Source organism: Blautia sp. HCP3S3_C4, assembly GCF_052064095.1.
GTDB lineage: Bacteria > Bacillota > Clostridia > Lachnospirales > Lachnospiraceae > Blautia_A.
Genome location: NZ_JBQHWF010000003.1, coordinates 136,560 through 152,290, shown reverse-complemented (window position 1 = coordinate 152,290; position 15,731 = coordinate 136,560). Strand labels below are relative to the sequence as shown.

17 protein-coding genes are annotated in these 15,731 nt (G+C 43.4%); 1 reads left to right on the top strand and 16 read right to left on the bottom strand.

Translation table 11 applies throughout. The features are described from left to right. Positions 1 to 6: 6 nt before the first annotated feature. From ACTNC6_RS04285 to mtaB, 9 genes are all read right to left on the bottom strand, one after another. The gene (locus tag ACTNC6_RS04285) at positions 7 to 1,230 is read right to left on the bottom strand and encodes a peptidase U32 family protein (RefSeq protein WP_019162414.1); all 1,224 of its coding nucleotides are present in this window, start codon (positions 1,228 to 1,230) and stop codon (positions 7 to 9) included. A 5-nt stretch (positions 1,231 to 1,235) separates the two neighbouring features. Then, a complete protein-coding gene (locus tag ACTNC6_RS04280) occupies positions 1,236 to 1,880 on the bottom strand; it encodes an O-methyltransferase (RefSeq protein WP_173743478.1) in 645 nt (214 codons plus the stop codon). After that, positions 1,877 to 2,290 (bottom strand): endolytic transglycosylase MltG, encoded by a 414-nt coding sequence (locus ACTNC6_RS04275; protein ID WP_173743479.1) that lies wholly within the window; start codon positions 2,288 to 2,290, stop codon positions 1,877 to 1,879. Before ACTNC6_RS04275 ends, ACTNC6_RS04280 begins: the two co-directional genes overlap by 4 nt. Before the next feature lie 21 nt (positions 2,291 to 2,311). Continuing rightward, on the bottom strand, positions 2,312 to 2,659 hold the full coding sequence (locus ACTNC6_RS04270) for a YlbF family regulator (protein WP_441043295.1): 348 nt from the start codon (positions 2,657 to 2,659) through the stop codon (positions 2,312 to 2,314). Between the two features lie 4 nt (positions 2,660 to 2,663). Continuing rightward, a complete protein-coding gene (locus tag ACTNC6_RS04265; RefSeq protein WP_441033136.1) occupies positions 2,664 to 4,358 on the bottom strand; it encodes a ribonuclease J in 1,695 nt (564 codons plus the stop codon). Positions 4,359 to 4,667: 309 nt separating this feature from the next. Then, positions 4,668 to 4,928 carry a DUF1292 domain-containing protein gene (locus tag ACTNC6_RS04260; protein WP_019162419.1) on the bottom strand — a complete coding sequence of 87 codons (261 nt, stop codon included), beginning with the start codon at positions 4,926 to 4,928 and terminating at the stop codon, positions 4,668 to 4,670. A gap of 9 nt (positions 4,929 to 4,937) precedes the next feature. Continuing rightward, positions 4,938 to 5,360 carry a Holliday junction resolvase RuvX gene (gene ruvX / locus ACTNC6_RS04255; protein WP_019162420.1) on the bottom strand — a complete coding sequence of 141 codons (423 nt, stop codon included), beginning with the start codon at positions 5,358 to 5,360 and terminating at the stop codon, positions 4,938 to 4,940. Position 5,361: 1 nt separating this feature from the next. Further along, on the bottom strand, positions 5,362 to 5,634 hold the full coding sequence (locus tag ACTNC6_RS04250; protein WP_173743480.1) for an IreB family regulatory phosphoprotein: 273 nt from the start codon (positions 5,632 to 5,634) through the stop codon (positions 5,362 to 5,364). A 120-nt stretch (positions 5,635 to 5,754) separates the two neighbouring features. Next, positions 5,755 to 7,077, bottom strand: a complete 1,323-nt coding sequence (gene mtaB, locus ACTNC6_RS04245) for a tRNA (N(6)-L-threonylcarbamoyladenosine(37)-C(2))-methylthiotransferase MtaB (protein ID WP_441043294.1) — start codon at positions 7,075 to 7,077, stop codon at positions 5,755 to 5,757. Positions 7,078 to 7,238: 161 nt separating this feature from the next. Here mtaB and ACTNC6_RS04240 point away from each other — a divergent pair, with 161 nt between their 5' ends. Continuing rightward, positions 7,239 to 7,475, top strand: a complete 237-nt coding sequence (locus tag ACTNC6_RS04240) for an HPr family phosphocarrier protein (protein WP_019162423.1) — start codon at positions 7,239 to 7,241, stop codon at positions 7,473 to 7,475. 80 nt (positions 7,476 to 7,555) lie between these two features. Here the strand turns inward: ACTNC6_RS04240 and thiI are convergent, their stop codons facing one another. From thiI to dnaK, 7 genes are all read right to left on the bottom strand, one after another. Further along, positions 7,556 to 8,737 (bottom strand): tRNA uracil 4-sulfurtransferase ThiI, encoded by a 1,182-nt coding sequence (gene thiI, locus ACTNC6_RS04235; protein WP_441043293.1) that lies wholly within the window; start codon positions 8,735 to 8,737, stop codon positions 7,556 to 7,558. Positions 8,738 to 8,755: 18 nt separating this feature from the next. Continuing rightward, complete coding sequence (locus ACTNC6_RS04230) at positions 8,756 to 9,910, bottom strand: cysteine desulfurase family protein (RefSeq protein ID WP_433845255.1); 1,155 nt, start codon at positions 9,908 to 9,910, stop codon at positions 8,756 to 8,758. Positions 9,911 to 9,941: 31 nt separating this feature from the next. Then, positions 9,942 to 10,688, bottom strand: a complete 747-nt coding sequence (locus ACTNC6_RS04225; protein ID WP_441032676.1) for a 16S rRNA (uracil(1498)-N(3))-methyltransferase — start codon at positions 10,686 to 10,688, stop codon at positions 9,942 to 9,944. Positions 10,689 to 10,692: 4 nt separating this feature from the next. After that, complete coding sequence (gene prmA / locus ACTNC6_RS04220; protein WP_441043292.1) at positions 10,693 to 11,646, bottom strand: 50S ribosomal protein L11 methyltransferase; 954 nt, start codon at positions 11,644 to 11,646, stop codon at positions 10,693 to 10,695. Positions 11,647 to 11,679: 33 nt separating this feature from the next. Further along, the gene (locus ACTNC6_RS04215) at positions 11,680 to 12,357 is read right to left on the bottom strand and encodes a phosphatase PAP2 family protein (protein WP_303241974.1); all 678 of its coding nucleotides are present in this window, start codon (positions 12,355 to 12,357) and stop codon (positions 11,680 to 11,682) included. A 147-nt stretch (positions 12,358 to 12,504) separates the two neighbouring features. Next, positions 12,505 to 13,680 (bottom strand): molecular chaperone DnaJ, encoded by a 1,176-nt coding sequence (gene dnaJ / locus ACTNC6_RS04210; RefSeq protein WP_441032673.1) that lies wholly within the window; start codon positions 13,678 to 13,680, stop codon positions 12,505 to 12,507. A gap of 130 nt (positions 13,681 to 13,810) precedes the next feature. Continuing rightward, positions 13,811 to 15,688, bottom strand: a complete 1,878-nt coding sequence (dnaK, locus tag ACTNC6_RS04205) for a molecular chaperone DnaK (RefSeq protein ID WP_441032670.1) — start codon at positions 15,686 to 15,688, stop codon at positions 13,811 to 13,813. Positions 15,689 to 15,731: the final 43 nt, after the last annotated feature.

The window sequence follows — 15,731 nt, the reverse complement described above, 5'->3', positions numbered from 1 at the left end:
TTACTTTTACTCTGCTCTTCTCAATAAATCATAAACCTGGATTTCAGTTCCTAAATCAATAAACAGCTTCTGCTGTGCATGAGGTGCACTTTCCATGGAATTGCCATCTTCATCATAAATCCCCCTGACAGTAACAGATAAATTCTGTCCATCCGGTTTCATGATCTCGATGGTCTCTCCTACAGAAAATTTGTTTCTCTGTGTGATCTGTGCAAAGCCACGCTCATCCACTGCTTCTGCAAATCCCAGATAAGTATATTCTTTCTGATAAGTGTTATTATCATAAATCTGTGTATTCTCATCCGGTTTTCCATAGAAGAATCCGGTTGTAAACTGTCTGTAAGTACAGTTGGAAATCTGTTCCTGATACCATGGCATATTTGCCTGATATTTCTCAGGACTCTCCATATAATCATCAATTGCCTTACGGTAGGTTCTGGCAACAGTTGCAACATAAAGGGCAGTCTTCATACGGCCCTCAATTTTCAGACTGTCAATTCCACTGTTTACAATATCGTCCATATGCTCGATCATGCACAGATCTTTGGAATTAAAGATATAGGTTCCTCTCTCATTCTCAAATACAGGCATATATTCTCCAGGACGTTTCTCCTCCACAATGGAATATTTCCAGCGACAGGGATGGGTACAGGCTCCCTGATTTGCATCACGTCCTGCCAGATAATTACTGAGCAGACATCTTCCTGAATAGGAAATACACATTGCACCGTGGATAAATGTCTCTATCTCCATATCCTCCGGAATATGCTCCCGGATTTCTCTGATCTCAGCAAGTGAAAGCTCCCTTGCTGTTACCACACGCTTGGCTCCCAGCTGATACCAGAAACGGTATGTTTCATAGTTCGTATTATTTGCCTGTGTACTGATATGGCGTTCGATCTCCGGACAGATTTCCTTTGCATACATATAGATTCCGGGATCCGCAATGATCAGAGCATCAGGCTTCAGTTCCTTAAGCTCTGTCAGGTATTCTCTTACACCTGGCAGATCATAGTTATGAGCCAGGATATTTACAGTCACATATACTTTTACCCCATGCTCATGGGCAAATGCAATTCCCTCTTTCATATCTTCATGGGAAAAGTTCTTGGCTTTTGCTCTCAGTCCAAAGGCTTCCCCTCCGATATATACAGCATCTGCTCCAAAAATAACAGCAATTTTTAATACTTCAAGGCTGCTTGCAGGAACAAGCAATTCGATTTTTCTCATAATGATTACTCCTGTTTCACACTGACTGTAACTCCATCTCCCAGAGGAAGAATGGATGTTACAAAGGATGGATCATGCTTCAGTTCATACAGATACTCCCGCATCCGTTTATATATGGTTCTCTTTCTGCGCTCTACCAGGTAATGAGATTCAATAATATCTCCCTCCTGAAGTACATTGTCAGAAATCAGAACACTGCCCTTGGCCATCAGCCTCCTGATATCCGGAAGCCAGTGAATATATTGCCCTTTGGCAGCATCCATAAAGATCATGTCAAATGGTCCCTCCAGAGTTTTCAGCAGTTCTCCTGCATCTCCTTCCAACAAAGTGATCTGATCTTCTCGTCCGGCCCTGCGGAAATTTTCCCTGGCAATAGGAATCCTTTTGTCATAATTCTCTATTGTTACAATCTGCAGATCCTCTCTCCCATATTCGCACATAAGAAGTGTGGAGAAGCCAATGGCTGTCCCCACCTCCAGAATGCGTCCCGGCTGGTTCATAGCCAGAAACGTCTTTATAAAGCTCTGCATTTCTCTTCGGATCACAGGCACCCTGTCTCTCAGGGCTGTCTGTTCCAGTTCCTCCAGAAATGGGGTATTTCCCCTATCCAGAGAATTGATATAGGTACGCATCCGCTCCTCTACTATCACGAAGTACTTACCCCTTCCTGCTCCTCATCTCCCGCAAGGATTCCCATGATCCGATTGGGAGTATAAGCTGTACTCAGTAAATAGGTACCTGCCTTCAGCTTTCCATGATAAGTGGAAAGTCTCTCCTGCACATAAAATACCGGTGCACTTTTCACCAGTCCCTTTTTCTGGAGTGTCTTTGCTATTCCATAAAGAGAAGCATCCTCTTTAATAACAACTGTTACCTCCTGGCCTTCACCAGGGCTCATAGCCTGCTGATTAAATACGTCATGCCCAAACTGAAAAGCAGATTTACCGATCCAGAAAAGCAGGACAATAACACAGATATAAAGCGCGATTTTGAAAAAGACACTTGCAATTGCAACTCCTGCCGCGCCTACCCGGTCTCTTGTCTCACCAGTATCACCCATAATTCTCTTCCTTTCTGATCCTTAGCTTATATTCGGAGTATCAAAATCTATTCCATCGGTCAGTTCCATATAAATCCTCTGGATCATCCTGCAGAGAGCAAGCTCTGCATCCAGATATGCATTTACCAGCGGAAGCCGGCGAAGCTCTGCAGATTCCTTCCCCATTTGTTCTACCACTTCAAAAAGCTGGTCTGAACTGCACTGGCTCTGTATCCGGTAGTTTTTGGCCCGGAATGCATCCACACGCTTCTTCAGATCCGGGTCCTGACTTAGGATTTCTTTCTGTTTCTCAAATTCTATATATTCAGCACTTTCTTTTATAGAAGCCAGAAGTCTGCTGATACTTTCTTCTAATGTGTTCTCTTCCATTTTATTATGCCTCCATAATGATCGGAAGGATCATAGGGCTTCTCTTTGTACGTTTCCAAAGGAATTCGCTGAGAGCATCCTTGATCACAGTCTTGATCTTGCCCCAGTCTGTAATATTGCGTTCCAGACAGGAATCCAGTGCATTCTCCACTACTTCCCTGGCATTATCCATCAAATCCTCGGATTCTCTCACATAGACAAACCCTCTGGACACAATATCCGGTCCTGCAAGAACTACATTGCTGTGACGCTCCAGAGTCACAACTACGATCATAATTCCGTCCTCTGCCAGATGCTGGCGGTCACGAAGCACGATATTTCCTACATCTCCTACTCCAAGCCCGTCTACCAGAATTGCTCCGGTGTGTACAGTTCCGGTTACCTGTGCACTCTGACTGTCAAGCTCCAGCACATTTCCGGAAGCAAGAACAAATACGTTCTCCTTTGGAATTCCCAGCTCCATAACAATATTTTTCTGAGCTGTCAGATGACGGTACTCTCCATGCACAGGAATTGCATATTTAGGTTTCACCAGAGAATAAATCAGTTTGATCTCTTCCTGGCAGGCATGTCCGGATACATGTACATCCTGGAAAATTACCTTGGCACCCTTCATGGATAATTCATTGATCACCTTGGATACTGCCTTCTCATTACCCGGGATCGGGTTGGAGCTGAAAATGATCGTATCATTGGGCTTGATCACAATCTTTTTATGAATATTAGCTGCCATACGTGACAGGGCTGCCATAGATTCTCCCTGGCTGCCGGTAGTGATCAGCACAACCTGCTCATCCGGATAGTTCTTCACCTGATCAATCTCTATAAGAGTCTGATCCGGAATACGCAGATATCCAAGCTCCGCAGCAGTTGTGATAACATTCACCATACTGCGTCCCTCTACTGCTACCTTCCTGCCAAAACGATATGCAGTATTGATGATCTGCTGCACACGGTCAACATTTGAAGCAAAGGTTGCGATAATAATTCTGTTCGTTTTGTATTCATTGAAAAGATTATCAAACACATGTCCCACAGAACGTTCTGACATGGTGAAGCCACTGCGCTCTGCATTGGTACTGTCACACATCAGTGCCAGAACACCTTTTTTGCCGATTTCTGCCAGACGCTGAAGGTCGATAGCATCTCCGAATACAGGTGTATAGTCTACCTTAAAGTCACCGGTATGGACTACAATTCCTGCCGGAGAATAAATAGCCAGTGCAGATGCATCCTGGATACTGTGGTTGGTCTTAATAAATTCAATTGAGAAGTCTCCCAGATTGATCACCTGTCCATGCTTTACTTCTTTCAGTTTGGTAGTACGGGTCATGTTGTGCTCTTTCAATTTATTAGCGATCAGAGCAATGGTCAGCTTTGTGGAATAAACCGGCACATTCACATCCTTAAGCACATAAGGAAGTGCTCCTATATGGTCCTCATGTCCGTGAGTGATCACAAAACCCTTTACCTTGGAAATATTTTCTTTTAAATAAGTCACATCCGGAATAACCAGGTCAATTCCCAGCATATCATCTTCAGGGAAAGCCAGACCACAGTCCACAACTACAATACTGTCTTCATATTCAAAGGCAGTGATATTCATTCCGATCTGCTCCAGACCTCCCAGCGGAATGATTTTCAATTTTGATGCCGGTTTTCTGGATTTATGCAGATTATTCTTTACAGAAGCCTTGATTGGAGCTTTAAACGTAACCGGTTTTCCTGTTTTTTCCTTCTCCGGCTGCTGTTTTCTCTCCCCGTTCAAGCCTGACTTTCTGTTATAATTATTTCTGTGCTGGGATTTATATTTATAATTTTTCTGTCTGTTATACGGTCTCTTCGCTCCATGTCCAGACTGTCCTTCATGGGTGCCACGTTCTTCATTATTAAATTCGTAATTATTTTCGTTACTCAAGCATTTACACCTCCATGCTTATTTCCTGCTGCTCACCATACCTCTTCTCTGATCTGTTCCGGGTATTTTGTTTTATGCAGCTTTTCATTTTTACATTTCAAGATCCACGTCATCATCAAGCATCTGCTCAAATACTTTAAATACAGCCTGAAGCTCGTCCTCGTCCTCTACCATCTCATAACAGGCTTCCTGGCTCTCCTCTGCAGACACATCTTTAAAAATATACGCTGTTGCCTCATCATCTAAGGAATCGGACACAAGAAGATAAGCAGTTCCTCCAATTCTGGTCTGCTCCTCTACATAAAACTCTACTTCTGTTCCGTCTTCCAGCTGAAATTTGATTTTTTCCATTATATTCTCCTAACAATGCAGAGAATCCAGATATCCCTGCAAAATAAAAACAGCTGCCAGCTGGTCCAGATATTGCTTACGATTCTCTCTGCGCACACTGGCCTCCATCAAAGTACGCTCTGCCTCCACTGTAGTAAGGCGTTCATCCCACATCACAACCGGCAGACCTGTCCGTCTCTCCAACATCTCCCTGAACTCCAGCGTTTTCTCAGCCCGCTCTCCAATAGTATTATTCATATTCTTGGGAAGTCCAAGTACGATTTTCTCTGCCTGGTACTCCGCTGCCAGTTCTTCAATACGAGCAAGAGTCTGACGCAGCTTATTCTCCTGTTTACGCCATATGGTCTCCACGCTCTGTGCAGTCAGCCCCAGTGGATCACTCACCGCTACCCCTACTGTTTTGGAGCCATAATCTAATCCAAGGATTCTCATATCAGCGTTCCCAGGATTTGTTTTTAATATACTCTGTCAGAAGTTCCTCTACCAGCTCATCACGTTCCACTTTCATGATCATGCTTCTGGCACCTTTATGACTGGTAATATAAGTAGGATCTCCGGACATAATATATCCTACAATCTGATTCACCGGATTATATCCTTTTTCCTCCATTGCATTGTACACAAGGTCCAGGACCTCTTTTACCTGAATCTCCTGATCCGGTCTTGTTCTGAAATATTGGGTATTTCCCAGATTATTCTCTGCCATTTCTCTCACGTCCTTATTTTTTTAATAATTGCAAAACTATCCGTTTTACTTTTTATATCTATACTATTTTAATATAATTCACAGTATTTATCAACTCTAAATTTATCCCTGCAGGATTGCTCAGGATGTATGGACTGTGACAATATGATTTTCCAGGAAGCCATCTGCTGTTACCCGGACAATATCATTGATTCCATACTGCGGCCGCTTCTTTAATACAGCTTTTATATACTCTTTGCTGTGCCCCAGATACCACTGCTCACCGTTCATCTCTATTTCCTCTTCCAGCAGGATCTCCAGTTCTCTGCCCAGCATGGCTTCCTCATATTCTCTGGAATGTTTTTCATTCAGTGCCAGCATTTCATCACTTCTGATTGCCTTTTGAGACTCTGTCAGCTGACCATCCATTGCAGCTGCCTTTGTTCCATGCCGTCTGGAATATTTAAAAATATGGGTCTCATAAAAATGGATACTGTCCACAAAATCACGGGACATCCTGAATTCTTCTTCTGTTTCCATAGGGAAGCCTACGATCACATCTGTAGTCAGTGCAGGATTATCAAAATACTTTCTGAGCAATGTACATTTTTCTGCATATTCTGTGCTTGTATATCTCCGGTTCATTCTCTCCAGTGTAGCATCACATCCACTCTGAAGGGACAGGTGAAAATGCGGACACATTTTCGGCAAAGCAGAAATTGTTCTGGCGAACTCCTCTGTGATGATCCTTGGTTCCAGTGAGCCCAGCCTGATTCTCTGTATTCCCTGAACCTCATGAACAGCCTTAATCAGCGAAAGCAGTGTTTCTCGTTCTTCTTCCGGAAAATCCAAACCATAAGAAGACAGATGGATTCCTGTAAGGACTACCTCTTTGTACCCTCTTGCAGCCAGTGTCTGAACTTCCTCTATGACCTGGGAAATCTTACGGCTGCGCACCCTGCCTCTGGCATAGGGAATGATACAGTAAGTGCAGAACTGATTGCATCCATCCTGTACTTTGATATAGGCACGCACATGCTCTGCTGTATGACTGATCTCCAGCTCTTCATATTCCTTTGTCTGGTTAATTTTGATCACATGCTTCTGTTTTTTGTGCTGGCGCTCATATTCCTCCAGCACCTCTACAATCTGTTTTTTCTGATTATTGCCAAGAATCAGATCCACAGCTTCGTCTTTATCCAGTTTTCCCTCATCTGTCTGCACATAGCACCCTGTTGCCACCACAATGGCATCCGGATTCATTTTTTTTGCTTTATGCAGCATCTGCCTGGATTTTCTGTCTGCAATATTCGTCACCGTACATGTATTGATCAGATATACATCTGCTCCCGGTTCAAAAGGCACAATCTCGTAACCGGCCTTCTCCAGAAGCTGCTGCATGGCTTCTACTTCATAGGCATTAACTTTACAGCCTAAATTGTGAAGTGCGGCTTTTTTCTTCATTATCTCCTCCTGAATTTTTTTAAAATTTATACATATTCACTAAATCTTTCTGGAAATTTTATCCCTTTTCACCTTGACTTTTCTCCGATTGAACGTTAAGATGAGAACTGTAAGCTGATAAAAATCAATCAGCAATAATATTCTAAAGGGAGGTTCTCATAATGAAAACAGTAAAAATCTCACTGAACTCTATTGATAAAGTGAAAGCATTCGTTAATGAAATCAGCAAATTCGACTGCGATTTCGATTTAGTATCCGGAAGATATGTAATCGACGCAAAATCTATTATGGGTATTTTCAGTCTTGATTTATCCAAACCAATCGACTTAAACATCCATGCTGATGGAGCTGCTCTTGATACCGTTATGGCAATTGTCAGCAAATACGTTACTGAATAATTCCGTTATATTTATTTTAGCAGCTGCTGAGGAACTGATTATCAGTTCCTCTTTTTGTTTGGGTTGAACAGGATCATATCCTATTCAACCTCTATGATCTCCACAGTATCCAAAGCTGTTTTCATCAATTCATCAATCTTCTCTGCCAGTTTTGTTTCTGAGCGATGGATCACATTCAGATTGGGTTTGGTCACCGGATGCTTGGCAACAAAAATCGTACAGCAGTCTTCAAATGGCTGAATAGATGTCTCATAAGTGCCGATCTCCCAGGATCGTTCCACGATCTCCTGCTTATCAAATCCAATCACCGGGCGGTAAACCGGAAGTGTACATACCTCATTGGTAGCTGCAAGACTCTGCAGGGTCTGGCTTGCCACCTGTCCGATACTCTCTCCTGTGATCAGTCCCAGACATTTTCTCTCTTTTGCAAAATGCTCTGCTATACGCATCATATAGCGGCGCATAATGATGGTCAGCTCATCATGAGGACACTGATCATAAATATACAGCTGAATATCTGTGAAATTCACCACATGGAGACGGATAGGTCCACTGAACTTTGCCACCTGCTTTGCCAGATCAACTACCTTCTGTTTTGCTCTCTCACTGGTATAAGGCGGTGCATGAAAATATACTGCATCAATCTTTACTCCACGCTTCGCGATCATATGGCCGGCTACCGGGCTGTCAATACCGCCGGAAAGAAGCAGCATTGCTCTTCCATTGGTTCCGATAGGCATACCGCTAGCACCTTTGATAGTCTGGGAATATACATAGATCTTATCACGGATTTCCACAGAAATGGTCAGCTCCGGACTATGTACATCCACACTGGCATCTGGAAATTCATCCAGAATACGTCCACCTATTTCCGCACTTACTTCCATAGAAGTAACAGGGTAAGATTTTCTGGCCCTGCGGGTATATACCTTAAAGGTTCCGCTATAGTCCGGATGGCAGTCCTTCATATAAGAAACAACGTCTTTTGCCATCTGTTCAAAGCCCTGATCCTCATAGATCACAACCGGACAGATTCCTACAATACCGAACACTCTCTGAAGAGTTTCCACAGTCTCCTCATAATCATATTGTTCCGGGCAAAATACATAGATTCTTCCCTGTTCCTTTTTTACCTCAAATTCTCCTTCTATCTTTGAAAGAGCAATATTCATCTGATGAACAAGGGCATCTTCAAACATATATCTATTCTTGCCTTTAATAGCAATTTCTGCATATTTTATCAAAAATGCGTGAAATATCATATTTTTCTCCTTTTCCTTTTATCGACGTGCATAGCGCTTCAACATGGGAAGTACTTCCTTCAAAACTTCCAGACAATAATCAATCTCTTCAAAAGTATTTTCCTCTGAAAAGCTGAACCGCACAGTATTTTCGATCTGTCCATTACTCATTCCCATAGCAGAAAGTGTGGCGCTGGGTTTCCTCTTATGACTGGAGCAGGCACTTCCTGCAGATACATAAATCCCTCTGTCCTCCAATGTATGAAGAAGTACCTCACTGCGAATTCCCAAAAAGCTGATGCTCATAATATGGGGGGCACCCTCACGCAACGGCATTCCATTAATCACCACATCTTCCATCCCTGAAAGCCCCTCTGCAAGCCTTTCTTTCAACTGATACAGATGCTCCGTCTTCTGTTCCAAATCCCTGTAGCTTAACTCTGCCGCCACTCCCAGGCCTGCAATACCAGGTACATTATCTGTTCCGGAACGCATCCCATTCTGCTGTCCACCGCCCAGGATCAAAGGCTGCACCTTTGCCCTGCTGTTGATATACAAAAATCCCACGCCCTTGGGTCCGTGGATCTTATGTCCACTGACAGACAACAGGTGAATTCCCCATTTCTTAGGATAAATCCTGTATTTTCCAAAAGCCTGTATTCCATCTACATGATAAAGAGCCTTCGGACTTTTCTCCTGGATCAATGCCCCTATCTTTTCTACAGGCATCACGGCTCCCACTTCATTATTTACCATCATAATGGAAACCAGGATCGTATCCGGCCTTAATGCCTTCTCCAGAGCCTCCAGCTTTACCACACCATCCTTATCCACAGGAAGTACTGTCACCTCGAAGCCCTGCTCTTTCAGAAAAGCTACCGGCTGACTTACCGCCGCATGCTCCACTGCTGTTGTAATAATATGGTTTCCGCTGCGTTTATTTGCCATGGCACCTCCAATCAGTGCCAAGTTATTGGACTCTGTTCCCCCGGAGGTAAAAAGTATTTCCTTTTCCTCCACCTTCAAAAGCTGTGCCAGTGTCCGGGCTGATTTCTTTACATACTGCTCTGCATCTACACCTTTCTGATGCATAGCCGACGGATTCCCGAAGTCCTCCATCATTGTTTTCACTACAATATCCTTCACTGCCTCATAGCAGCAGGTAGTAGCTGAATTGTCAAAATATACTTCCATTTCTTATTATCTCTCCACTATTTGGCTGTCATTAGTCATTTTCCAGCTGAAACATTAATACAGACAGAATTGCCAGTCCTGCAGTTTCTGTACGAAGGATTCTCCTTCCCAGAGTAATTGCCTGTGCACCTTTTTCCAGAGCCTGGCTTACTTCATTTTCCTCAAATCCACCTTCCGGCCCAATAAAAATTCCCACAGACTGTCCGGGACGGATCTGATTCAGGATTTTCTTTGTTTCCTTCATTCCTTTGGCCAGCTCATAGGGGATCAGACGGATATCCAGTTCTTCTGCCAGCTTTAATGCATCCTGAAAACTCATCACCTCATGAATTTTCGGAATCAGCATTCGTTTGGACTGTTTTGCCGCACTCTCTGCAATCTGCTGCCAGCGGGCAGTCTTTTTGGCAGCCTTTTTTTCATCCAGCTTTACAACACAGCGTTTTGTTTCCACCGGCACAATTGCATAAGCTCCCAGCTCCACTGCTTTCTGAATGATCAGCTCCATTTTGTCTGCTTTTGGCAGTCCCTGAAAAAGATAGATCCGGTTAGGCAGCTCATAATCCGGCTCCTGGGCGTAGATAATATGAAGCAGTATCTCCTCATCTCCCAGACTCTCGATCTCACAGCGATATTCCTTTGTTCCTCCGTCACTGATCCAGAGCTCCTCTCCCTGCTTCATACGGAGAACATTTTTAATATGGTTTACATCTGCACCAGTAACATGGATACAGTGATTCTCTTCCTCAATCTGATAAGTTTCTACAAAAAAGCGCTGCATAGGTTCAGTCCTTTCTGGCTGTCACAGAAACCCATTCACCCTGATGAGTAATCTCTACTACTGTCAGTCCTGCTGCTTTTACAGCTTCCACAACTACCTCTTCCTTTACATCCAGAATACCGGAAGTAATATAATATGCTCCCTTCTTCATCTGGTGCACGGTGACTGGTGTCAGCGGAATCAGTACATCTGCCAGGATATTGGCTGTCACAATATCATATTTCTCATATCCTGCCTGATCCTGTACTTCTTTGTCATCAATGATATTTCCGATCATCATGTCAAAGGCTTCCTCCGGAATACCATTAGCTTCTTTATTCTCAGCCACAGCAGGAACTGCGCAGGGATCCAGATCTGTTCCCAGCACATGCTTTGCCCCCAGCTTAATAGCTACAATTCCAAGGATTCCGCTTCCGGTTCCCACATCCAGCATCTCTGTATCCGGTGTTACATATTTCTTCAACTGACGGATCACCAGCTGTGTAGTCTCATGCATACCTGTACCAAAGGCTGTACCCGGATCAATATGAAGGATCATTTTATCCTGGTCCTCTGCCTTTACCTCTTCCCAGGATGGTACAATGAGAATATCATCTACATAGAACTGATGGAAATATTGTTTCCAGTTATTGATCCAATCCTTATCCTCTGTCTGGGATTCCTCAATGGTGGCTTCTCCGATATCCATGTAGCTTTTCAGCTCATCCAAGGCAGCACGCACATCCTTCAGAATCGCCTCCTTATCAGCATCCTCCTCCAGATAGAAATTCAGATAGGCAATCCCGTCATCTGCAGGTCCTTCAGGCATAATATCCACAAACATCTGTGCTTTATCCTCTTCCGTAAGTGGTTTCTTATCCTGAATCTCCACTCCTTCAATCCCTACTTCTGCCAGGGTACAGATCACCATATCCTCTGCATCTGTTTTTGTTTTTAATGTAAAACGGTTCCACTTCATAATTTGTCTCCATTTCTTTGTACTATATTTATCCTATATTTTTTCCCTGAAAATTTTCTTAACGATCTGATGCCTGTTTCCCTTTTTATAAAAATTCCATGCAAGCTCAACCAGCACCACGCCCGCCACTGCATCCACCAGATAATGCTGTTTCAGCACCTGTGTGGAAATAATGATCAATATTGCAAAGATCAGAGAAAAATGCTGATACCATTCCGGTATTTTCTCAGATTTGTGAACACTGCGCCAGCTCAGCCAGCTCACATAACAATGAATAGATGGGAACAGATTCGAAGGGCTGTTACCTCCATCCATGGCATAAACAAACTGCAGCATCTGTTCTGACCAGGAGTTTCCTGTAATTTCCGGTCTCACATTGGTAGTCGGAAGAATCAGAAAAATCACAAAACAGGTCAGATGAATGGTCAGGTCTGTGGCCACAAACCGGTAAAACTGATCTTTTCCCCTCTGAGCGGCTAATATATAATTCACTGCCCAGAATGGAAATGCCAGAATATAAATCCAGATAAATGCCGGAACCAGTGGTACCATGCGGTCCAGTGTACCGGTAAAATCATAATGATATCTTGCCGAGGTAAGCTGATCACTGCCCCAGTAAATCAGGCAATTCAGCACTACAATGGTGAGCAACGGAAGAATTGCCCATCCCGGAAGATATTTTTTTATAAAATCTTCAAACTTTTTTTTCATATTCAGCCTATATGCATACCAGGTCTCAGGTTACAGGACATTTTTGCCCATTACTATTCACTATACACGAACACTCAAAAAAAGAAAAGAGGTTTCCCCTCTTTTCTTGATTTTTATTTTTATTATAGGATATATTTTTTTGAAATATTAGTCTTCAAAAGTTTCTTTTAATTTATCCATGAAGCTTTTTTTCTTCTTTTCACTGCCATCCGTATTTTCCTTCGGACGGTTACCGCAGGCTTCATCAAACTTGCGCAGCGCTTCCTTTGCCTCTTCATTCAGATTTGTAGGAACCTGTACTACCAGAGTCACATAGTGATCTCCACGGACATTCTTATTTCTCAGTGACGGCACACCTTTGCCCTTCAGACGGATTCTGGTATCTGTCTGAGTTCCAGGTTTTACCTCATATTCAACTTCCCCGTCTACGGTATTGATCCGCACTGTACCACCCAAAGCAGCCTGTGCATAGGTAAGAGGTGCAGTGGAGAAAATATTCATATCCTGTCTCTGGAAAATCGGATGACGGGCAACATTTACTTCTACAAGCAGATCGCCTCTTGGGCCTCCGTTTGTACCCGGTTCACCCTTTTCACGGATGCGGATGCTCTGTCCATTATCAATACCTGCAGGTACAGATACCTGGATTTTCTTTCTGGAAGATGTATAACCGGTTCCACGGCATGCTGTACATTTATCTTTAATGATCTTACCTGTTCCATGACAGTCCGGACAGGTCTGTACATTACGCACCATTCCAAACATGGACTGCTGGGTAAATACTACCTGACCCTCTCCGTTACATTTTGGACAGGTTACCGGTGAAGTACCTGGCTTGGCACCTGTTCCGTGACAGGTGGTACACTCATCCTTCAGTACGATCTCCAGTTCTTTTTCGCAGCCAAAGACAGCTTCTTCAAAAGTAATATTAACACGTGCACGAAGGTTCGAACCCTTCATCGGTCCATTATTAGCACGTCTGCTTCTTCCGCCGCCGCCAAATAAATCGCCGAAAATATCGCCGAAGATATCGCCCATATCAGCACCGTTAAAATCAAACCCTCCAAAACCGCCGCCGGCACCACCGCCGCCGTTTTCAAAAGCTGCATGACCAAACTGATCATACTGTCTCCTCTTATCCGGGTCACTTAAGATAGTATAAGCCTCTGTTGCTTCTTTAAATTTCGCCTCTGCCTCTTTATCTCCCGGATTTACATCTGGATGATATTTCTTGGCCAGTTTACGGTATGCTCTTTTAAGTGTTGCGTCATCGGCGCTTTTATCCACGCCTAAAACTTCATAATAATCTCTCTTATCAGCCATTATTTTAATTAATTCCTATACCTATATTCAACTGTTCTGTCTCTTCGCTGCACCAGTACCTGATACTGGATTTATAGCACAACTATTCAGTGAGAGAATCTCTCCCACTGAACAGTTATGATTTGTCACATTATACTTCTTTGTAGTCAGCATCTACAACATCATCGTTGTTTCCTGCATCTGTGCTGCCTGCTGCACCGCCGCCCATATTCATGTCCGGTCCTGCCTGGCCGCCTGCCTGCTGTGTCTGCTCATACATTTTAGCGAAAAGCTTCTGAGCACTTTCCATCATCTTCTCCTGAGCAGCTTTGATATCAGCTACCTGAGAGTCTGTCATCTCTTCTGCATTTGCAGTCTGGGACAGTAAGTCTTTCAGTGCATTCAGATCTGCTTCTACAGCAGCTTTATCGTTAGCATCAATCTTGTCGCCAGCTTCTTTCAGTGCATTCTCAACCTGGAATACCATGGAATCAGCGTTATTTCTTGTATCGATTGCTTCTTTACGTTTCTTATCCTGAGCTTCGAACTCAGCAGCTTCTTTGACTGCTTTATCGATATCAGAATCAGACATGTTAGAACCAGCTGTGATTGTAATATGCTGTTCTTTACCTGTTCCAAGGTCTTTTGCAGATACATTTACGATACCGTTTGCATCAATATCAAATGTAACTTCGATCTGCGGAACACCACGACGTGCTGGCGGGATTCCATCCAGACGGAACTGTCCAAGGGATTTGTTGTCTTTCGCAAACTGACGCTCACCCTGTACAACGTTGATATCTACTGCTGTCTGGTTGTCTGCTGCTGTAGAGAAAATCTGGCTCTTTCTCGTAGGAATAGTAGTATTTCTCTCGATCAGTCTTGTTGCGATACCACCCATTGTCTCGATAGACAGTGACAGTGGAGTAACATCCAGAAGAAGAATATCGCCTGCGCCTGCATCACCAGCAAGTTTACCACCCTGGATAGAAGCACCAAGTGCTACACACTCATCCGGATTCAGGTTCTTGCTTGGCTCTTTGCCAGTTAACTGTCTTACTTTATCCTGTACAGCCGGGATACGGGAAGATCCACCAACCAGAAGTACCTGGCCAAGTTCAGATGCTGTGATACCTGCATCAGAAAGTGCACGACGTACCGGTTCAGCTGTCATTTCTACTAATTCATGTGTTAATTCATCAAATTTAGCTCTTGTAAGGTTCATATCGAAGTGTTTCGGGCCTTCTGCTGTAGCTGTGATGAATGGCAGATTGATGTTTGTAGTTGTTGCGGAAGAAAGCTCTTTCTTTGCTTTCTCTGCAGCTTCTTTTAATCTCTGAAGTGCCATCTTATCATTGCTTAAGTCAACGCCTTCTGCTTTCTTGAACTCAGCAAGCATATAATCTGTGATCTTCTGGTCGAAGTCATCGCCACCAAGACGGTTGTTACCAGCTGTGGAAAGAACTTCGATAACGCCATCACCGATCTCGATAACGGATACATCGAATGTACCGCCACCTAAGTCGTATACCATAATCTTCTGTTCTTTTTCATTGTCAAGACCATATGCAAGAGCTGCTGCTGTAGGCTCGTTGATGATACGTTTTACATCAAGACCTGCGATCTTACCTGCATCTTTTGTTGCCTGACGCTGAGCATCATTGAAATATGCAGGAACTGTGATAACTGCTTCTGTAACTTTCTCACCAAGGTATCCTTCTGCATCTTTTTTCAGTTTCTGAAGAATCATAGCGGAAATTTCCTGTGGGGAATATTTCTTGTCGTCGATTGTTACACGATAGTCAGTACCCATCTCTCTTTTAATGGAAGAGATTGTTCTCTCTGCGTTTGTTACTGCCTGACGTTTTGCAGGTTCACCTACAAGACGTTCTCCTGTTTTTGTGAAAGCAACAACTGATGGTGTTGTTCTTGCGCCTTCTGTATTAGCGATAACTGTTGGCTGTCCACCTTCCATTACAGCTACACAGCTGTTTGTTGTACCTAAGTCAATACCAATGATTTTTCCCATAATCTTGTTCCTCCTAATTTATTCTCAATTAATTTTGATATAT